The sequence below is a fragment of the Prescottella subtropica genome (genome assembly GCF_005434945.1).
GTDB lineage: Bacteria > Actinomycetota > Actinomycetes > Mycobacteriales > Mycobacteriaceae > Prescottella > Prescottella subtropica.
Window position 1 is genome coordinate 109,843 of record NZ_SKCH01000009.1, and the last position, 20,207, is coordinate 130,049.

The window sequence follows — 20,207 nt, forward strand, 5'->3', positions numbered from 1 at the left end:
CACATTCGAAGAGCAACGTGATTCCCGTCACTGCAAATCGGCGCCGAGGGATATCGGCGCCGCCGATGTCGATGGGAGACCGTGATGGCAGCATTCGACGGCACGACCGATGGGATCGTCGCCCCGGACGAGCGGGGGTGGTCGCCGCGCCTGATCTTCTCGCTGGTGTCGATCGTCCTCGTCCTCGAACTGCTCAGCGTCAGTTACATGATGATCTCGATGGCGTTGCCCGCCATCACCGCCGACTTCGACACCGCGCAGGGCGCATGGCTGCTCACCGCGTTCCTCCTGCTGGGCGCGGTCGCGGCACCACTCGTGGGAAAACTCGCGGACATGTACGGCAAACGCCGGCTTCTGCTGGTCTGCATCGTGATCTCCATCCTCGGCTCGCTGATGTCCGCCGTCGCCACCAGTTACGCCGTCATGATCGCGGGTCGCGCGCTGGCGGGCCTGCTCGTCCCGTGCCTGTTCCTGAGCTATTCGCTCATCCGTGACGTCTTCCCCCCGAAGACCGTCCCGCTCGCGGTCAGCATCGCCACCGCCGGCATGGGCCTGATCACGGTCGCCGCACCGTTCCTCGCCGGTTGGCTCATCGACGGGTTCGGGTGGCGCAGCATCTTCTGGTTCTCCAGCGCGATCCTGGTCGTCCTCGCGTTCATGCTCGTCGCCAGTACTCCCGAGACCACGGTGCGCCTGCGATCGCGGGTGGACTTCCTGGGCGCGGCCCTGCTGGGCTCCGGTATCGCCGGTGTGCTCGTCGCCATCAGCTTCGGACCCACGTGGGGGTGGGCCGAACCCGCGACACTGCTCTACCTCGTCGGCGGTATCGCCCTCGTCGCCGCCTGGTATGCGACCGCGAAGCGGATATCCGATCCCCTCATCCGGCTCGACGTCCTGCGCCGCCGTCCGATCTTCCTCACCGTGACGGCCGCGGGCAGTGTCTACGGTGTCGGCGCCCTGTACTCGATCATGCTGCCCCTGATGGCCATGACGTCCGCCGATCTCGGTCTCGGCTACGGCTTCGGTCTCAGCGCGGAGGGATACGCCGTGTTCCAGGTGCCGATCGGCGTGATGACGATGGTGGGCGGTATCGCTGTCGGAATACTGTGCGGTCGCGGAGTCCCCACTCGCACCCTGCTCGCCGCCAGCATGGTCGTCGCGGGCACCGGTGCCGCGCTGACGGCGCTCGAGCACGACAGCAAGCCCTGGATTCTCCTGTTCGCCGGGATCGTCGGGCTCGGGATCGGCCTCGGCTACGCGGCGATCCCCAACATCCTCATCGTCGCCTCCCCGCCCGAACTGCAGGCGTCGACGGCGAGTATCGCGGGTGTCGTCCAGAGCCTGATCTCCGGCGTCATGCCGGTGATCGCGTTCGCCGTGATGAACAATTCGTTCGTCGCAGCACTGTCCCCCGACACGACCGGGGGCGCGGCGGCCTACACCGACGGCGGCTTCGTCGCCGCCTTCGTCATCACGGCCGTCACCGCCGTGCTGGGCGTGGTGGCGGCGCTGGCGCTGCCGCGGCGCATCGAGCAACTCGACGTCGACATCGCACCGTCCGCGGCCGCGACGGTTCCCGCACGTTCCGTACCGGCGGCGGGCTGAGTGCCGGTCCCCGAGGAGGACACCATGATCACAGCCGTTGCGTTGCTCGCCCGTCGACCGGATCTGTCGCACGAGCAGTTCGTCGACTACTACGAGAACAATCATGCGAAGCTGATCCGCAGTCTGCTGCCGCAGATCCGGGGGTACCGCCGCAACTATCTCGACCACGGCTCCCGGATCGGTGCGGCCGACGCTCCCGGCTTCGACGTGATCAGCGAGTTCGTGTTCGACGATCGCGCTGCCTACGACGACATGCCGGCCACCCACGCCCGGCCCGAGGTGAAGGCCGTCATCGAGGCCGACGAGGAGAACTTCCTCGACCGTGCACGGACCCGCATGTACCTCGTCGACACGCGTCAGAGCTGACCCGGGTCCTCAGCGATCCCCGGCGACCGTGGCGCCCCCGTTCGGGCGTCACGGTCGTCCGGCGTTCAACCCGCCATCAACTGCGCGGCGACGGTCGCGCCCAGTTCCCAGCACGCCTCCAGCACCGTCTTGTCGGGTTTGTTCGACGCGACGACGTACTCGGCGACCTTCTCCCACCCGAGTCCGGCGGTGATCCGATCCACCGCGTTCTCGGCGCCTTCGGTGCCCTCGTTCCCGTGGAGATAGAGGCCGAACGGGCGGCCCCGCGTCGAGTCGAGGATCTGGTAGTAGCTGCCGTCGAAGGCGTGTTTGAGGGCGCCCGAGATGTAACCGAGGTTGACCGGCGAGCCGAGCAGGTAGCCGTCGGCCTCGAGGAAGTCGCTCGCCGACACCGAGAGCGCCGCCCGACGCACGACGTCGACGCCCTCGATCTCGGGGTCGGTGGCACCGCTGACGACGGCCTCGAACATGGCCTGGCAGTGCGGCGACGGTGTGTGGTGGACGATCAGTAGGCGCGGCACGGCAACTCCCCCGTCAGTGCTCCCGCTCGTGCTTCTCGAGGGCGACGGCGCGGCGCATGGTGTCGCGGGCGCGGCTGCGGTCGCCGGCGTAGTCGTAGGCGCGGGCGAGCCGGTAGGAGCTGCGCCAGTTGTCGGGGTCGGCGTCCCATTCCTGCTTGACCTGCGCGAACAGTGCGTCGGCGGCGTCGCGTTCGATGCGGCCGGACGGGCGGCGCGGCAGATCGTCGACGTCGAGTTCGAGTCCCTCGTCCTGGATGCGGCGGGCGAGATGCTGATGCGACAGCCCGGACCGGATGGTGGCGACCACCATCCACACCCCCAGCAGCGGCAGCACGAGGACCGCGATACCGAGGCCGACGGGCACGGCCCGGCCGTCCTGGATCAGCGCGATGCCGCGCTGACCGAGGAGCACGAAATAGAACGCGAGCGCGACGACGATCGCCGCGATCGCGACGACGACCCGCGTGGACTTGTTGTTCACAGGTCCAGCAGGGGGTCGATGCCGACGGTGAGGCCGGGACGCTGCCCGATCTGACGCACACCCAGCAGGACGCCCGGCGCGAACGAGTTCCGGTCGATGGAATCGTGCCGGATGGTGAGGGTTTCGCCCTGCGTACCGAGCAGCACCTCCTGGTGGGCGACGAGTCCGGCCAGGCGCACCGAGTGCACGCGCACCCCGCTGACGTCGGCGCCGCGGGCACCCTCGAGTTCGGTGGTGGTGGCGTCAGGACTCGGACCGCGGCCGGCCTTCTCCCGGGCCTCGGCGATGAGGGCCGCGGTGCGGTAGGCGGTGCCGGACGGGGCGTCGGCCTTGTTCGGGTGGTGCAGTTCGATGACCTCGACGGAGTCGAAGAAGCGGGCGGCGGCGGCCGCGAACCGCATCGACAGCACCGCGCCGATCGCGAAGTTCGGGGCGATGAGCACACCGACCCCGGGGGCGTCGTCGAGCCACGACTGCACCTGCGCGAGGCGGGCGTCGTCGAATCCGGTGGTGCCGACGACGGCGTGGATGCCGTGGGCGATCAGGAACTCGAGGTTGCCCATCACCACGTCGGGGTGGGTGAAGTCGATGACGACCTGCGTGCGCCGGTCGACGAAATGCTCGATCCGGTCGCCCTGGTCGACGCCGGCCACCAACTCCAGGTCGGCGGCCTGCTCGACCGCCTCGCACATGGCCTGGCCGACCTTGCCCTTGGCACCGAGAACACCGACCCTGATGGGTGCTGCTGAAGTCACGTACACGCTCCGCCCAAAATTCTTCGTCCCTGACTGTGCTCGCGTAAGCCTACGGTGCGCCGCGATCACACCCGGGTGGCGGTGACGAACACACTCGACCGCATCGGGTCGTGGCCGGGATTGTCGAGGACCCGGCCGAGTCGCTCGGCCACCTCCGACGAACGCACCGTCTCGACGGACCATCCGTGGCCGGTGAGCCAGTCGGCGGGCGCGAAGTCGTCCTCGTCCGGCCACAGGGCCGCCATGTCGATCCCGAAGCGCTCGTTGGTTTCCCGGAAGTGGTCCTCGGACAGCATGGCCCGCACGTCGTCGACGTGTTCGATCGCGATCATGCTGCCGGGCGCGGACAACTCCGTAACGATCCCCAGCATCCGGTCCTTGGCGGTGTTCGGCAGGAACGGCATCAACCCCTCCGCCAGCCACGCGGACGGTCTGCCGGTGTCGAAACCGTTGCCGCGCAACGCCGTCGCCCAGTCCTCCCGCAGGTCGACGGCGACGGTCCGACGGTCGGCACGGGGCCGCGCACCCCGCTCGGTGAGCACACCGTCCTTGAACGCCAGCACTTTCGGGGCGTCGAGCTCGTAGACGACGGTGCCGTCCGGCCAGCCCAGCCGGTAGGCCCGCACGTCCAGCCCCGCCGCCAGCAGCACCGCCTGCCCGATACCGGCGCAGGACGCGGACGCGAACCAGTCGTCGAAGAACCTCGACCGCACCCCCATGTAGTCCGCCATCGACCGCCACGGGATCTCCGGGTCGTCACCGACCGCGTCGAGCCGGGTCGGGAACGGTACCGGCGGGGCGGCCGCCTCCACGAACGCCTCCGCGTACGGGTCGGACACCAGGGCGCCGTCCCGACCGGTTTCCATCGCGCGACCCGCAGCGACCCCCAGCGCCGTGATCCCGACACCGGTCACGATGTCCCATTCCGCGAGTTCGTTCATGCCGCACCTCACTCGGTTGCGATTGCAGACGCTCCCCCGACGGTACTACCTCGCAGCTATCTCACAATGCCCCGCACCGATGCCGGCAGATCCCGTTTCCGCCGGTACGGGCCGACGACAGCGGCCGCGAACGGGCGTTGCAGGAGGAGCCGGGCAACCTCCCGGACCTGTTCGGTGGTGACCTCGTCGATCCGGGCGAGGGTCTCGGTGACCGACTGGTGGTTGCCGTAGTTCAGTTCGCTGCGGCCGATCCGGGTCATCCGGGACCCGGAATCCTCGAGTCCGAGGACGAGCGAACCGCGCAGCGCCCCCTTCGCGCGGGCACATTCGGCGTCGGTGATGCCGTCGGACGCGACGTTCGCGAGGACCTCACGGATCAGGGTCGCGACCTCGCCGAGGTTCTCCGGCTGGCAGCCGGCGTACACCGAGAACGCGCCCGTGTCGGCGAACGTGTCGACGCCCGAGTAGACGGAGTACGCGAGTCCGCGTTCCTCCCGGATCTCTTGGAACAGACGCGAACTCAGCCCGCCGCCGACAGCGGCGTTGAGGACGGACAGCGGCCACCGGTGCCCCTCGTGCCGGCCGAACGCCCGCACGCCGAGTGCCAGGTGGACCTGTTCGCCGTCCCGCTTGGTCAGGCTCAGCGTCGGCGCGGTCCGCAACCGGATCGCCCCCTCCCGCCGCGGCGCCGGCTCGAGATCGCGGTGCAGGTGACCGTCGAACGCGCGGCGCACGAGCTCCACGGTGTGCTCGTGCTCGACGTTGCCGGCCACCGCGACGACCATCCGGTCCGGGGTGTAGCGGCGGACGTGGAACGAGTGCAGCTGGGTGCGGCTCATCGCCTCGATCGAGTCGATGCTGCCGATCACCGGCCGGCCCACCGGATGATCCCCGAACAGCGCGGTCAGGAACGCGTCACCGAGCAGGTCCTCGGGGTCGTCGTCGCGCATCGAGATCTCCTCGAGCACCACCTGCCGTTCGACGTCGACGTCCGCCGAGCGGCAGCGGCCGCGCAGCACCACGTCGGACACCAGATCGACTGCGAGCGGCAGGTCCTCGTCGAGGACGTGCGCGTAGAAGCACGTGTGCTCCTTGGACGTGAACGCGTTGAGTTCACCGCCGACCCCGTCCATCACCTGCGCGATGTCGAGCGCGGTCCGGGTCGGCGTGGACTTGAACAGCAGATGTTCGAGGAAGTGCGCGGCACCGGCGACGGTGGGCTGCTCGTCGCGGGAGCCGACACCCACCCAGATGCCGACCGACGCCGACCGGACGCCGGGCACGTGTTCGGTGACCACGCGCAGGCCACCGGGAAGGGTGGTGCGCTGGACACCGGTCTGGGGACGATTGTCGAGTGCGGCGGCCCGGCCGGGTCGTCCGCGAAGGGAAGAAGCCATGTGGCGGTTCGTTTTTCCTTGCGTTGAGCGTCGATCCACGATACACCGGCAGCACACGTCCGGCCCCGCACGGACGAACCGTGCGGGGCCGGAGCGGTACTGCTGTGCGAGTGCTACTCGGCGGCCGGCTCCGAGGCGGCGGCGGCGTCGTTCTCGGCAGAATCTTCCACGGGGATCAGGGAGATCTTGCCGCGGTTGTCGATGTCCGCGATCTCGACGCGGATCTTGGAGCCGACGTTGACGACGTCCTCGACCTTCGCGATCCGCTTGCCGTTGCCCAGCTTGCTGATGTGCACCAGTCCGTCACGGCCCGGGAGCAGCGAGACGAACGCACCGAAGGCGGTGGTCTTGACGACCGTGCCCAGGAAACGCTCGCCCACCTTGGGCAGCTGCGGGTTGGCGATGGCGTTGATCTTGTCGATCGCGGCCTGCGCGGACGGGCCGTCCGCGGCACCGACGTACACCGTGCCGTCATCCTCGATGGAGATGTTGGCGCCGGTTTCCTCGGTGATCGAGTTGATCATCTTGCCCTTGGGACCGATGACCTCACCGATCTTGTCGACCGGCACCTTGATGGTCGTGATGCGCGGCGCGTACGGGCTCATCTCGTCCGGGGTGTCGATGGCCTCGGCCATGACCTCGAGGATGGTGCTGCGGGCCTCGTGCGCCTGGCTCAGCGCGCCGGCCAGAACCTGCGACGGGATGCCGTCGAGCTTGGTGTCCAACTGCAGGGCCGTCACGAAGTTCTTGGTACCGGCAACCTTGAAGTCCATGTCACCGAACGCGTCCTCGGCACCGAGGATGTCGGTGAGCGCGACGTAGCGGGTCTCGCCGTCGACCTCGTCGGAGACGAGGCCCATCGCGATACCGGCGACCGGAGCCTTCAGCGGCACACCGGCGTTGAGCAGCGACAGCGTCGAGGCGCACACCGAGCCCATCGAGGTGGAACCGTTGGAGCTCAGCGCCTCCGAGACCTGACGGATGGCGTACGGGAACTCTTCCTGGCTCGGCAGCACCGGCACCAGGGCCCGCTCGGCGAGGGCGCCGTGACCGATCTCGCGACGCTTCGGCGAACCGACACGACCCGTCTCACCGGTCGAGTACGGCGGGAAGTTGTAGTGGTGCATGTAGCGCTTGCTGGTCTCGGGGCCCAGCGAGTCGATCTGCTGCGCCATCTTGACCATGTCGAGGGTGGTGACGCCCATGATCTGGGTCTCGCCACGCTCGAACAGGGCGCTACCGTGCGCCCGCGGAACCAGGGCGACCTCGGCGGACAGCGACCGGATGTCGGTGATGCCGCGGCCGTCGATACGGAACTGGTCGCGCAGGATGCGCTGGCGCACCAGCTTCTTCGTCAGCGACCGGAATGCGGCGCCGATCTCCTTCTCGCGACCCTCGAAGGTCGGGGCGACCTGCTCGAGAACGGCGACCTTGACCTCGTCGGTCTTGTCGTCGCGCTCCTGCTTGCCGGCGATGGACAGTGCGGCCGTGAGCTTCTCGGTGGCAGCGGCCTCCACGGCGGCGTACACGTCGGTCTGGTATGCCGGGAACAGCGGGTACTCGCCGGTCGGCTTGGCAGCCTTGGTGGCGAGGGCCTGCTGCGCGGCGCACAGGCTCGCGATGAACGGCTTGGCAGCCTCGAGGCCCTCGGCCACGATCGCCTCGGTCGGCGCCTGCGCGCCACCGTCGATCAGGCTGATGACGTTCTCGGTGGCCTCGGCCTCGACCATCATGATCGCGACGTCACCGGACTCGACGACACGACCGGCGACGACCATGTCGAAGACGGCATTCTCGAGCTGCTCGACGGTCGGGAACGCGACCCACTGGCCGGCCTTGTTCTCGTCCGACGTGATGAGGGCGACACGCACGCCACCGACCGGGCCGGAGAACGGCAGGCCCGCGATCTGGGTGGATGCGGACGCGGCGTTGATCGCGACGACGTCGTACAGGTCCTTGGGGTCGAGGCTCAGGACCGTGACGACGACCTGGATCTCGTTGCGCAGGCCGTCGACGAACGACGGGCGCAGCGGCCGGTCGATGAGACGGCAGGTGAGGATCGCGTCGGTGGAGGGGCGGCCCTCGCGACGGAAGAACGAGCCGGGGATGCGGCCCGCGGCGTACATGCGCTCCTCGACGTCCACCGTCAGCGGGAAGAAGTCGAAGTGTTCCTTGGGCTGCTTGCTGGCCGAGGTGGCCGACAGCAGCATGGTCTCGTCGTCGAGGTAGGCGACGACGGCGCCGGCGGCCTGCTGCGCGAGGCGGCCGGTCTCGAAACGGATGGTGCGGGTGCCGTAGGACCCGTTGTCGATGACGGCGGTGGCTTCGAACACGCCCTCTTCGACCTCGATTGCGGAGTTGTCTGTCATTACTTTTCTTCTCTTCCCTCTCGTCTTTTGCCGTATCCGCATCGGCACCGTGACCCTCCTGGTCACGGCTGCGCTCCCTTCACAGGGCGGAGGCGGCCGTCGATCGAAGCCTGCCGGATTGCATCCGGAGGGCCACTACCGAAGACCGACGCCACTACTGCAGGGCGGTCGGCGGGGTGGTGCATACACAGATAGCCAACGAGGCTCAGTCTAAGCAGTAACTCAGCAAGCCTCGCTGGCTATCGGTGAGGTCGGCGAGGAACTCGCCGGATACCCGTCTTATCGGCGCAGGCCGAGACGCTCGATGAGCGAGCGGTAACGGGCGATGTCGACCTTCTGGACGTACTTGAGCAGACGACGACGACGTCCGACCAGCAGCAGCAGGCCGCGGCGGGAGTGGTGGTCGTGCTTGTGCATCTTCAGGTGCTCGGTGAGATCGACGATGCGCTTGGTGAGCATGGCCACCTGCGCCTCCGGCGAACCGGTGTCGGTCTCGTGCAGTCCGTACTCGCCGAGGATCTGCTTCTTCTGCTCGGTGGTCAATGCCACTGGTGCACTCCTGTAACTGACGTCCGCGTGACGGAAATCGGGGACCGGCTCGCACCGGACTCCGACGGGCGCGGCCGCCGCGAACCGCAGCACACGCCAGCGGTCGATCCTACCAGGTGCGACACCCCGGTCAGTCCGCGGTGGATCCGGCCGCCTCGTCGAGCAGTTTGCGCGCCTTGTCGGCGTCCCGCCGCATCTCCTCGACGAGCGCATCGACGGAATCGAACTTCTCCATGCCGCGCACCCGGTCGACGAAATCGACCGCGACGTGCTGCCCGTACAGGTCGGCGTCGTGGTCGAGGACGAACGCCTCGACGGTGCGGGTGCGACCGGAGAACGTCGGGTTGGTGCCGACGGACACCGCAGCCTTGTAGCGGCGGCCCGGTTCGAGCGAGCCCTCGACCCGGTCGGGGCCGAGGATCGTGAACCAGGCGGCGTACACGCCGTCCGCCGGGATCGCGGAGTACATCGGCGACGACAGGTTCGCGGTCGGGAATCCGAGACCGCGGCCGCGACCGTCACCGTGGACGACGACACCCTCGACGCGGTGCGGGCGGCCCAGCGCCTCGGCGGCCGCGGCGACGTCACCTGCGTCGACGCACGAGCGGATGTAGGTGGACGAGAACGTCACCGCATGCTCGGCGAGCAGGTTGACGCCGTCGACCGCGAACCCGAACCGGCCACCGGTCTCCCGGAGCAGATCCACGTTGCCGGCGGCCTTGCGGCCGAACGTGAAGTTCTCCCCCACCACGACCTGGGCGACGTGCAGCCGTTCGACGAGGATCTCGTGGACGTAGCCCTCCGGGGACAGCTTCATGAACTCCGAGGTGAACGGCATGACGCAGAAGACGTCGACGCCGAGTTCCTCGGCCAACTCGGCGCGCCGCGGCAGCGTCGTCAGCTGCGCCGGATGCGTGCCGGGACGCACCACCTCCGCCGGATGCGGATCGAATGTCATGAGGACACAGGGAATCCCACGTTCGCGTGCCGCATCGACGGCACGCGTGACCAACTGCGCGTGCCCTCGGTGTACACCGTCGAAAACACCGATCGTCAGGACGCAACGCCCCCAGTCCGCCGGCACATCGTCCAGACCTCGCCATCTCTGCACACGTGGCAGCCTAACGGCCGATCCGAACACCGGTCACGTCCGGGGACGGCCGCGCCGATGTGTGTCGCGGGTGACGGTTGCCTAAGCTCGCACTTGTGGCCACACAGAAGTCAGACGCGAACACTCCCGGCGCCGCCCCGCACCCGGAGACCCTGTCCTCGGTGGCGCAGGACTACCTCAAGGTGATCTGGACCGCGCAGGAATGGTCCGGGGAGCGGGTGTCGACCAAGCTGCTGTCCGAGCGGATCGGGGTGTCGGCGTCGACGGTGTCCGAGGCGATCCGCAAACTTTCCGATCAGGGACTGGTCGATCACGCCCGCTACGGGGCGATCGCCCTCACCGACGCCGGACGGGCCGCGGCCGTGTCGATGGTGCGCCGGCACCGGCTGATCGAGACGTTCCTCGTCGACGAACTCGGCTACGGCTGGGACGAGGTGCACGACGAGGCGGAGGTGCTCGAGCATGCCGTCTCCGAACGGATGATCGACCGGATGGACGCGAAACTCGGTTATCCCGAACGGGATCCGCACGGCGACCCGATCCCGGCCGCAGACGGCTCGGTGCCCACCCCGCCGGCCCGCCAGCTCAGCGATTTCGAGGACGGCGAGGCCGGCCGGGTCGCCCGCATCTCCGACGCCGATCCGGCGATGCTGCGCTACTTCGACTCGGTCGGCATCGCCCTCGACACCGACATCGCGGTCGTCGAACGCCGGGATTTCGCGGGTACCGTCGCGGTCCGACTCGGAACCGATTCCGCCACCGTCGATCTCGGCGATCCCGCGGCACGCGCCATCTGGCTCGTGCAGGCTCGTGGTCCGCACACCCCCACCGACGAGACGAGGTAGCCGTGAACACCGTGGTTCGACGCATCATCGGAGGGGCCGCCGCGGTGTGCGCCGCGGCCGCCCTCACCGTCACCGTGTCCCCGCTCGCCTCCGCCGACGAGTGGCCGACGCCGCCGTCCGAGCCGAGCGCGACCGGACCGTTCGACGTCTCCGACTTCCTCACCCCGACCGACCTCGACTACTGGAATCCGTTCGTGAGCCGGAACCGACTCACGTCCCCGTACGGGACCAGTACCCGTATCTCGTGCTTCGCGTTCCACGGGGTGCTGTTGAGCTGCTGGCAGGCCGACCGGGACGGCAACCCGCACAAGCTGATCGAGCTGCCTCTCGACTTCCCGGGTTCGCTCGGGTCGGGTCTGCCCGGCGGCGGGCCCGGCCACTTCGTGTACCCGGGTTTCGTCCCCGGTATCGGCTGACCGTCACTGCAGCGTCGCGGGCCGCACCACCATCACCGAGCTCGCCCGCTTGCCGCGTTCCTGGACGAGGGCGATCGTGTGCCCGTTGGGGGCGATCGCGGCGTACACGCCCGACATCCCGATCGGTTCGAGCCAGCGTCCCTGGCTGAGCGATTCGGCTTCGGCGGCGCTGATCTGCCGGTGCGGGAACGCGGTCTGCGCGGCCGCATCGATGTCGAGGCTGACGGCCGGTTCGTCGGCGAGCTGCGCGAGGGTGCGGGCGTGATCGAGCGTGAACGGTCCGACGGCGGTGCGGCGCAGCGCCGTCAGATGTCCACCGACGCCGAGTGCGCCACCGAGATCCCGAGCCAGCGCCCGGATGTAGGTGCCCGACGAGCAGTCCACGTCCACGTCGAGATCCACGAAGGTCCCCATGCCGCCCGCGGTGTCACGGCGGGCGAGGACATCGAACCGGGACACGGTGACCGGGCGGGCGGCGAGCTCGAAGTCGGCGCCCTCCCGAACCAGCTTGTGGGCGCGCTGCCCGTCCACCTTGATCGCGCTGACCCGGGTCGGCACCTGCATGATGCCGCCGGTGAGCCGCGCGATCTGCGCGGCGATCGCCGCGTCGTCGACACCGGACGCGTCCGCCGTCGACACCGTCTCACCCTCGGCGTCGTCGGTGGTGGTGGCCTGCCCGAGCCGGATCGTGGCGCTGTACGACTTGGTGGTCAACGCCAGCAGGCCCAACAGTTTGGTGGCCCGCTCCACCCCGAGGATCAGCACACCCGTGGCCATCGGGTCGAGGGTGCCGGCATGCCCCACCTTGCGGGTGTTCAGCAGCTTCCGGCAGCGGGAGACGACGTCGTGGCTGGTCATCCCGGGATCCTTGTCGACGATCAGCAGACCGGCACCGACGAGACCGGACGATGTTTTCTCAGACTTGGGCACGTGATCCGATTCTGCCAGCCGCAGCACCGGGCATCTCGTTCGCGTAGCTCAGTGCACCGAGATCGCCGTCACGACGAGCCCGCCGGCGACGAGCCAGCGGCCGTCGAAACTCGCGAGCGGGGCGCCGCCGTCGGTGACGGTGCCGGGCACGAGCAGCCTGGAACGAAAGGATCCGGACGTGCCGTCCGACGTCGTGGTGCCCTCGGTGAACGTGATGTGCGCGTCCTCGAATCCGAGCCAACGACCGGTGAGCGGGAACCACGCCTTGTAGGTGGCCTCCTTGGCGCAGAACAGCAGCCGGTCCCAGTGCACGGGCGCGGAACTCCTCGTCGCCAGCCGTTCGCGTTCCGCCGGCAGGCTGACCGCATCCAGGACACCGTCGGGCAGCGGCCCGTTCGGTTCGGCGTCGATCCCCACCGACCGCACCGCCAGCGCATAGCCGAGGACCGCGGCCCGGTAGCCGTCGCAGTGGGTGAGACTGCCGACGACCCCCTTCGGCCAGACGGGGGAACCGTTCTCGCCGCGCAGGACCGGTCCCGGCTCCACCCCGAGTTGCGTCATCGCCTGTCGGGCGCAGTGCCTGGCGGACGTGAATTCGCGGCGCCGCTTCTCGACGGCGCGGGCGATCAGCGACGCCTCCTGCGGGTGCGGCTGCAGGCCCGGCGGGTCCTCGAACAGTTCCGCGGACGCGACACCGGTGGGCAGAATCCGTTCGATCATCGTCTCGCCCGCATCTTCTCGTATTCGGCTTCCTGCTCGGCGGTGATCGTGAAGTGCCCACCGAACTTGTTCAGGGTGCCCGGCGGGTACGTCGGGGCCGGCAGGATCTGCCGCAGCAACTTCTCCGGCAGGCCACGCCGCTGCCACTCGCGTGGATACCCGAGCGAGACCTCCTCGAAGCGGACGCCGTCGTACCAGGTGGTGCGCGGAATGTGCAGGTGCCCGTACACGCAGCACGCCGCGTTGTAGCGGGTGTGCCAGTCGGCGGTCTCGACGGTGCCGCACCACAGCGCGAACTCCGGGTAGTACAGCACCTCCGTCGGCTGGCGGACCAGCGGGAAGTGGTTGATCAGGATCGTCGGTGTCGACAGGTCCAGCGCCTCGAGTCGGGCCCGGGTGTACTCGAGTCGGGCGCGGCACCACGCGTCGCGGGTCGCGTACGGCTCCGACGACAGCAGGAACTCGTCGGTGGCGACCACGTTGCGGTCCCGGGCGATCCGCAGGCCGTCCTCCTTGCCGGTGGCACCGGCGGGCAGGAACGAGTAGTCGTACAGCAGGAACATCGGGACGAGGGTCGCGGGCCCGCCCTCCCCCTCCCACACGGGGTACGGGTCCTCGGGGGTGAGCACACCGATCTCCCGGCACAGCGCGACGAGGTAGTCGTAGAGGGCGCGGCCGTGCATCTGCACGGGATCCTTGGCGGTGGTCCACAGTTCGTGGTTGCCCGGCACCCAGATCACCTGCGCGAACCGGCTCTTCAGCAGGGTGAGCGCCCAGCGGATGTCGTCGGTCTTCTCCGAGACGTCCCCGGCGACGATCAGCCAGTCGTCGGGTGACTCGGGGAAGATGTCCTCGATGATCGGCCGGTTCCCCCGATGCCCGACGTGCGTGTCACTGACCGCCCACAGCTTGGCTGCCACACCCTCACTCCTTCTCGTTCCCGGTCTGCAGGTCCGCGCCGGCGACCGCCCACCGGCCGGATGCCGTGCGCCACAGCACCGCGGCCGTCCGCAACACCATGAACACGGTAAGCCCCGTCCAGATTCCGGCGAGCCCCCAGTCCCACGCGAGCGAGCACCAGATCAGCGGCAGGAATCCGATCAGGGCGCAGCCGAGGGTCGCGGTCCGCAGGAACGCGGCGTCGCCGGCGCCGAGCAGGACGCCGTCGAGCGCGAACACGATCCCGGCGACCGGCATGATCCCGACGAAGAACCACCACGCGATCGACGTCTGGTCGAGGACCGCGGCATCGTCGGTGAACAGGGCCGGCACCAGCGCGTGCCCGGCCGCGAACGCGAGCGCCAACACCGTCGCGAACACCACCGACCAGCGGGTCAGCCGCCACGCCAGCCGCTGCGCGCCGCGGACCTGCCCGCGGCCGAGGGCCGCGCCGACGAGGGTCTGGGCGGCGATCGCGAGCGAGTCGAGGGTCAGAGCGACGAAGTTCCACAGTTGCAGCACCACCTGGTGCGCCGCGACGGACGCCGCACCGAACCGGGACGCGACCGCGGCCGCCGACAGGAAGCACGCCTGGAACGCGAGGCTGCGCAGGATCAGGTCCCGGCCGAGGACCAGCTGCGCACGCATGACGGCCGGCCGGGGCCGCAGCGGCACCCCCGAACGCGCCAGCGCGGCGACGAACAGCAGCGCCGACGTCGTCTGCCCGGCCACGTTCGCGACGGCCGACCCGACGAGTTCCCAGCGCGGCGCCCCGATGATCCCGTGCACCAGCAGCACGCACAGGACGGCGGACACGACCTGTCCGACGAGCACGAACCGCAGCGGCCGCATCGTGTTCTGGATGCCGCGCATCCACCCGTTGCCGGCCATCGCGACGAGGATCAGCGGCGCCCCGAACACCGCGATCCGCAGCCAGCGTTCCGCCTCGGCGGCGATGTCCCCGGATCCGGCGATCACGGTGGTGATCGGGCCGGCGAGCAGCTGCACCAGCGCGACGAGGACGGCGCCGATCCCGAACGCCAGCCACGTCGCCTGCACCCCCTCGGCGACGGCGTCCCGCTCCCGGCCGGCCCCGAACAGTCGGGACGCCCGGGCGGTGGTGCCGTACGACAGGAACGTCAACTGGGTGCTGACCTGCGCGAGGATCAGGCCACCGACGGCGAGACCGGCGAGTGCGAGAGCACCGAGATGCCCGACGATCGCGATGTCCAGCAGCAGGTAGAGGGGTTCGGCGGCCAGCACGCCGAGCGCCGGCAGCGCGAGCCCGAGAATACGACGCGGCCCGGTGTCGTCGGATACGGCCGGCTGCGTGGTGGCGGTGTCCGTCACGTCAGCCGAGCGCGTCACGCAACGCGGCGACGACGGTGTCGACCGGTCCGTCCGCGGTGTAGCCCGCCGCGAACCGGTGCCCGCCGCCCCCGAGCCCGGAGGCGACGGCGGCCACGTCGACGGACGCCTTGGAACGCAGCGACACCGACCACGACTGCGGCGCGGTCTCCTTGAACACCGCGGCCACCTCGGCCTCGGCGGTGGTGCGGACGATGTCGATGACGCTCTCGATCTCCTCGGCCCCGAGGCCTGCGGAGTCGGTGCAGCGGATCACCGCGTGCACGAGGCCGCGGCCGTCGGCGGCGTCCGGCACGAGGACTGCAGTACTCAGGACCGCGCCGAGCATCGGCAGCCACCCGAACGGATGGGTGTCGAGGAGCCGACGGCTGATCGCGCCGCCGTCGATGCCGGTGGCGAGCAGCCGCTCGGCGAGGGTGTGGGTGCCGGCCTGCCCCCACCGGAACGATCCGGTGTCGGTGACGAGCCCGGCGTACAGGCAGTGCGCCAGATCGGCGTCGATCGGCACCCCCCACACGTCGAACAGTTGCGCGAGGACCGCGGTGGTCGATTCGGCCGCGTCGTCGACGAGGTTGAACATCCCGAACCGGGTGTTGGAGCGGTGGTGGTCGATCACCAACGACCGGCGGGCACCCGCCAACCGGGACGCGAGCGACCCGAGCCGGCCGGCGCTGCCGCAGTCGACGGCCACCAGCAGATCCACCTCGTCGGCGACGTCGTCGACCGGGCACAGCAGGTCGACACCCGGCAGGTCCCGCATCGACACGGGCAGCTCCGACGGCGACGCGAACGCCACCTGGACGGGAATGCCCTGGCGCTTCAGCACCGCTGCGAGGGCGAGTCCGCTACCGATCGTGTCGGCGTCCGGCTGGACGTGGCACAGGACCGTCACCGACGTCGCGCTGCCCAGCACGTCCACCGCGTCCTGCAGGCTCAGGTCACGGGGGGCGTGCGTCGGCAGCGCGACGTCGGGGCAATGAGTCATGATCGGATCGGTCGCCCTGGTCAGTCGTCGGCGGCAGTGTCGTCGGCGGTGCGCGGTTCCTTGTACGGGTCGGCGTCACCGGCGGGCTGGGCGTTCTCCCGCGTCCGGGCCACCGCGTCGTCCGCGGCGCGCGCCCGCGCCAGGAGTTCCTCCATGTGCCGGGCCGTGTCCGGGACGGTGTCCGCCACGAACGTCAGGGTCGGCGTGAAGCGGACGCCGGTACCGGCACCCACCTTGGACCGCAGCACACCCTTGGCCTTCTCGAGACCCGCGGCGGCACCGACATGGTCCGGTTCCGCCTCGAGGTCGGACCCCATCACCGTGTAGTAGACGGTGGCGTCGTGCAGGTCGGCGGTCACCTTCGCGTCGGTGATCGTCACGTGATCCAGACGCGGATCCTTGATTTCGTGGTCGATCGCCGTCGCGACGATCGTGCTGATGCGCTTCGCGAGCCTGCGTGCGCGTGCAGGATCTGCCATGGCAATCAGTCTCCTCTCCCAAAAAACTGTCCGGCAAGAATGTGTCCAGCGTCGGCCCGGGTCAATCCTCGGGACCGAAAGTTCGTCGCCGAACTGCAAGAAGTTGCAGTTCGGGTCGTCCGGCGACGTGCCGCTCGCACTGGTCGAGCACCTCGTGGATGTGTCCGGCGGTCGGGCTGGCCACCGCGACACCGAGCAGCGTCCGCCGGTAGCGGTCGTGTTCACCGGTCTCGGCGGCCGAGACACCGTATTTCCGGAGTTCGGTCAGCACCGGACGCACCAGTGATCGCTTCTCCTTCAGGGATCGCACGTCCCCGAACAGGATGTCCATCTCCAGCGCGCCGATGTACACCGGGTCTCCCTCCAACGAGCACTGCCGGGACGTGTCCGTCACCGGCACAGCCGGGTGATCCCTCCCCGGCGACCGAAGCCGCCGGGGAGGGATCACCCGAACAGTGACCGGATATCAGTCGCGCGGCTTCTCGCGAAGCTCGTACGCCTCGATCACGTCACCGACCTTGATGTCGTTGTACGTGACGGTCAGACCGCACTCGTACCCGTCGCGCACCTCGGTCGTGTCGTCCTTCTCCCGCTTCAGCGAGGAGATGGTCATGGTCTCCGCGATCACCGCGTTGTCACGGATCAGGCGGGCCTTGGCGTTACGACGGACGATGCCCGACGTGACCAGACAGCCGGCGATGTTGCCGACCTTCGAGGAACGGAACATGGCCCGGATCTCCGCCTGGCCGAGGACGACTTCCTCGTACACCGGCTTGAGCATGCCCTTGAGAGCCTTCTCCACCTCGTCGATCGCCTGGTAGATGATCGAGTAGTAGCGGATGTCGACACCCTCGCGGTTCGCCAGCTCCGTCGCCTTGCCCTCGGCACGGACGTTGAAGCCGATGATGATCGCGTTGGACGCGGACGCCAGGTTGACGTTGGTCTCGGTGATGCCACCGACACCGCGGTCGATCACACGCAGCTGCACCTCGTCGTCGATCTCGATCCCCATGAGGGCCTCTTCCAGCGCCTCGACGGTGCCGGAGTTGTCGCCCTTGAGGATGAGGTTGAGCTCGTTGTGCTCCTTGAGCGCGGCATCCAGATCTTCCAGGCTGATGCGCTTGCGGCTACGGGCCGCGAGCGCATTGCGCTTGCGGGCGTTGCGCCGGTCGGCGATCTGCCGGGCGATCCGGTCCTCGTCGACGACGAGCAGGTTGTCACCTGCACCGGGCACCGACGTGAAGCCGACGACCTGGACAGGACGCGACGGCAGCGCCTCGAGGACGTCCTCACCGTGCTCGTCGATCATGCGACGGACACGGCCGTAGGCGTCGCCGGCGACGATCGAGTCGCCGACCCGCAGCGTGCCGCGCTGGATGAGCACGGTCGCCACCGGGCCGCGGCCACGGTCGAGGTGCGCCTCGATCGCGACACCCTGCGCGTCCATGTCGGGGTTGGCCCGCAGATCCAGGGAGGCATCCGCCGTGAGCAGCACCGCTTCCAGGAGGGCATCGATGTTGGTGCCCTGCTTGGCGGAGATGTTCACGAACATGGTGTCGCCGCCGTACTCCTCGGTGACGAGGCCGTACTCGGTGAGCTGCTGACGGATCTTGTCGGGGTTCGCCCCCTCCTTGTCGATCTTGTTCACCGCGACCACGATCGGCACGTCGGCCGCCTGGGCGTGGTTGATCGCCTCCACCGTCTGCGGCATGACACCGTCGTCGGCCGCGACCACGAGGATCGCGATGTCGGTGGCCTTCGCACCACGGGCACGCATGGCGGTGAACGCCTCGTGACCCGGGGTGTCGATGAACGTCACCAGACGCTCGTTGCCGTCCAGCTCCGTGAGGACCTGGTAGGCACCGATGTGCTGCGTGATACCGCCGGCCTCGCCCTCGCGGACGTTGGCCTTGCGGATCGTGTCGAGCAGGCGGGTCTTGCCGTGGTCGACGTGACCCATGACGGTGACCACCGGCGGACGCGACGCGAGGTCCTCCTCACCGCCCTCGTCCTCGCCGTAGGTGAGGTCGAACGACTCGAGCAGTTCGCGGTCCTCGTCCTCCGGGCTGACGACCTGGACGACGTAGTTCATCTCGCCGCCGAGCAGCTCGAGGGTCTCGTCGTTCACCGACTGCGTGGCCGTGACCATTTCGCCGAGGTTGAACAGCGCCTGGACGAGCGATGCCGGGTTCGCGTCGATCTTCTCCGCGAAGTCGGACAGGGACGCGCCGCGGGCGAGACGGATGGTCTCACCGTTGCCGCGCGGCAACCGCACGCCGCCGACGGCGGGCGCCTGCATCGAATCGTATTCCTGGCGCTTCTGACGCTTCGACTTGCGGCCGCGACGCGGTGCACCACCGGGACGACCGAACGCACCCGCGGTACCACCGCGGCCACGTCCACCGCCACCGCCGCCACCGGGACGACCACGGAAGCCGCCGGGTGCGGCACCCGTACCGGGAGCACCGGCACCGGGAGCACCGCCGCCACCGCGGTATCCACCGCCGCCACCACCGGGACGTCCGCCCGGGGCGCCGGGGCGACCGGGACGGGCTCCACCGGGAGCGGGACGCGCCGCACGCTGCGGCATCGCACCCGGGTTCGGGCGCGGGGGCATCGAGCCGGGGCTCGGACGCGGGCCGCCCTGGCCGGGGGCCGGACGCGGGCCGCCGGGGCCTGCTGCCGGACGCGGCGCGCCGGGAGCACCCGGACGCGGGGCACCACCCTGCGCACCCGGACGCGGAGCACCCGGACGCGGGGCACCCGGACGGGGTGCACCCGGGGCCGGACGCGGCGCGGGACGCTCGGCCGGAGCCGACGAGTACGGGTTGTTACCGACACGCGGCGGCTTCGGGCCGGGACGCGGACCACCCGGCTTGGGAGCCGGGGTGGACGGTGCGGCCGGGGCCTTCGCTGCGGGCGCCTGCGGGGCAGGAGCCTGCGGAGCGGGGGCCTCCGGAGCCGGAGCCTGTGCGGCCGGGGCCTGCGGAGCCGGCTTGGGGGCCGGACCCGGACGCGGGCCGGAGGCGGCCGGACGGCTCGGGGCTGCCGGTGCCGCGGGGGCGGCCGGAGCCGAGGCTGCGGGGGCGACTGATTCCGGAGCCGCGGGGGCTGCCGGTGCGGGCTTCGGGCCGGGGCGCGGGGCACCGGGCTTCGGCGCGGCGGGGCCGGGCTTGACTGCCGGACGTGATGCATCCGCGGACGCGCCTTCGGCCTGCGGCGTCGCAGCTCCGAACGATTCCCTCACACGACGTGCGACGGGTGCCTCCACGGTCGACGACGCCGACTTGACGAACTCGCCCTGCTCCTTGAGCCGTGCGAGTAGTTCCTTACTTGTGACACCGAGTTCTTTCGCCAACTCGTGCACGCGGGCTTTGCCTGCCACTGCTCTCCTCTGCTGAGAGGTCGAGCGAGCGACTGTGCCCGCACG

20 protein-coding genes are annotated in these 20,207 nt (G+C 69.6%); 4 read left to right on the top strand and 16 right to left on the bottom strand.

Translation table 11 applies throughout. The annotated features are described in order from the left end of the window. The first annotated feature begins 84 nt into the window (after positions 1-84). Together E0497_RS11025 and E0497_RS11030 are read left to right on the top strand one after the other, a co-directional pair. Complete coding sequence (locus tag E0497_RS11025) at positions 85-1,605, top strand: MFS transporter (protein ID WP_137724839.1); 1,521 nt, start codon at positions 85-87, stop codon at positions 1,603-1,605. Between the two features lie 24 nt (positions 1,606-1,629). Continuing rightward, entirely contained in the window at positions 1,630-1,971 is a 342-nt protein-coding gene (locus E0497_RS11030; RefSeq protein WP_137724840.1) for an EthD domain-containing protein, read from the top strand. A gap of 65 nt (positions 1,972-2,036) precedes the next feature. Here the strand turns inward: E0497_RS11030 and E0497_RS11035 are convergent, their stop codons facing one another. The 8 genes from E0497_RS11035 to E0497_RS11070 all read right to left on the bottom strand — a co-directional run bounded on the left by E0497_RS11035 (position 2,037) and on the right by E0497_RS11070 (position 10,095). After that, a complete protein-coding gene (locus tag E0497_RS11035; RefSeq protein WP_137724841.1) occupies positions 2,037-2,492 on the bottom strand; it encodes a flavodoxin family protein in 456 nt (151 codons plus the stop codon). Between the two features lie 13 nt (positions 2,493-2,505). Continuing rightward, positions 2,506-2,973: a hypothetical protein gene (locus E0497_RS11040; protein WP_137724842.1), complete on the bottom strand. Its 468-nt coding sequence runs from the start codon at positions 2,971-2,973 to the stop codon at positions 2,506-2,508. Then, positions 2,970-3,728: a 4-hydroxy-tetrahydrodipicolinate reductase gene (gene dapB, locus E0497_RS11045; RefSeq protein WP_137724843.1), complete on the bottom strand. Its 759-nt coding sequence runs from the start codon at positions 3,726-3,728 to the stop codon at positions 2,970-2,972. The genes E0497_RS11040 and dapB overlap by 4 nt, the downstream gene beginning before the upstream one ends. A gap of 65 nt (positions 3,729-3,793) precedes the next feature. Continuing rightward, positions 3,794-4,669, bottom strand: coding sequence for an SAM-dependent methyltransferase (locus E0497_RS11050; protein ID WP_137724844.1), 876 nt, complete (start codon positions 4,667-4,669; stop codon positions 3,794-3,796). 56 nt (positions 4,670-4,725) lie between these two features. Then, positions 4,726-6,066 carry a M16 family metallopeptidase gene (locus tag E0497_RS11055; RefSeq protein WP_137724845.1) on the bottom strand — a complete coding sequence of 447 codons (1,341 nt, stop codon included), beginning with the start codon at positions 6,064-6,066 and terminating at the stop codon, positions 4,726-4,728. 113 nt (positions 6,067-6,179) lie between these two features. Further along, the gene (locus E0497_RS11060) at positions 6,180-8,435 is read right to left on the bottom strand and encodes a polyribonucleotide nucleotidyltransferase (RefSeq protein WP_137724846.1); all 2,256 of its coding nucleotides are present in this window, start codon (positions 8,433-8,435) and stop codon (positions 6,180-6,182) included. Between the two features lie 279 nt (positions 8,436-8,714). Then, positions 8,715-8,984, bottom strand: a complete 270-nt coding sequence (rpsO, locus tag E0497_RS11065; protein ID WP_031939812.1) for a 30S ribosomal protein S15 — start codon at positions 8,982-8,984, stop codon at positions 8,715-8,717. A 130-nt stretch (positions 8,985-9,114) separates the two neighbouring features. Further along, positions 9,115-10,095 (bottom strand): bifunctional riboflavin kinase/FAD synthetase, encoded by a 981-nt coding sequence (locus E0497_RS11070; RefSeq protein WP_137724847.1) that lies wholly within the window; start codon positions 10,093-10,095, stop codon positions 9,115-9,117. 95 nt (positions 10,096-10,190) lie between these two features. On the opposite strand from E0497_RS11070, the gene E0497_RS11075 reads away from it, so the two are divergent. Both E0497_RS11075 and E0497_RS11080 read left to right on the top strand, forming a co-directional pair. Then, positions 10,191-10,940 (top strand): metal-dependent transcriptional regulator, encoded by a 750-nt coding sequence (locus E0497_RS11075; protein WP_137724848.1) that lies wholly within the window; start codon positions 10,191-10,193, stop codon positions 10,938-10,940. Positions 10,941-10,942: 2 nt separating this feature from the next. Further along, positions 10,943-11,356: a hypothetical protein gene (locus tag E0497_RS11080; RefSeq protein WP_137724849.1), complete on the top strand. Its 414-nt coding sequence runs from the start codon at positions 10,943-10,945 to the stop codon at positions 11,354-11,356. 3 nt (positions 11,357-11,359) lie between these two features. Here the strand turns inward: E0497_RS11080 and truB are convergent, their stop codons facing one another. From truB to infB, 8 genes are all read right to left on the bottom strand, one after another. Further along, positions 11,360-12,286: a tRNA pseudouridine(55) synthase TruB gene (gene truB, locus E0497_RS11085; RefSeq protein ID WP_137724850.1), complete on the bottom strand. Its 927-nt coding sequence runs from the start codon at positions 12,284-12,286 to the stop codon at positions 11,360-11,362. A gap of 48 nt (positions 12,287-12,334) precedes the next feature. After that, positions 12,335-13,006: a 4'-phosphopantetheinyl transferase Npt gene (npt, locus tag E0497_RS11090; protein ID WP_137724851.1), complete on the bottom strand. Its 672-nt coding sequence runs from the start codon at positions 13,004-13,006 to the stop codon at positions 12,335-12,337. Further along, positions 13,003-13,926 (bottom strand): metallophosphoesterase family protein, encoded by a 924-nt coding sequence (locus E0497_RS11095; protein WP_137724852.1) that lies wholly within the window; start codon positions 13,924-13,926, stop codon positions 13,003-13,005. The genes npt and E0497_RS11095 overlap by 4 nt, the downstream gene beginning before the upstream one ends. 4 nt (positions 13,927-13,930) lie before the next feature. Beyond that, entirely contained in the window at positions 13,931-15,295 is a 1,365-nt protein-coding gene (locus E0497_RS11100) for an MATE family efflux transporter (protein WP_170312949.1), read from the bottom strand. A gap of 1 nt (position 15,296) precedes the next feature. After that, a complete protein-coding gene (locus E0497_RS11105) occupies positions 15,297-16,298 on the bottom strand; it encodes a DHH family phosphoesterase (protein ID WP_137724854.1) in 1,002 nt (333 codons plus the stop codon). A gap of 20 nt (positions 16,299-16,318) precedes the next feature. Beyond that, positions 16,319-16,777, bottom strand: coding sequence for a 30S ribosome-binding factor RbfA (gene rbfA / locus E0497_RS11110; protein WP_137724855.1), 459 nt, complete (start codon positions 16,775-16,777; stop codon positions 16,319-16,321). Positions 16,778-16,838: 61 nt separating this feature from the next. After that, positions 16,839-17,129 carry a DUF503 domain-containing protein gene (locus E0497_RS11115; protein ID WP_137724887.1) on the bottom strand — a complete coding sequence of 97 codons (291 nt, stop codon included), beginning with the start codon at positions 17,127-17,129 and terminating at the stop codon, positions 16,839-16,841. Positions 17,130-17,243: 114 nt separating this feature from the next. Further along, positions 17,244-20,162, bottom strand: coding sequence for a translation initiation factor IF-2 (gene infB, locus E0497_RS11120; protein ID WP_137724856.1), 2,919 nt, complete (start codon positions 20,160-20,162; stop codon positions 17,244-17,246). Between the last annotated feature and the right edge of the window lie 45 nt (positions 20,163-20,207).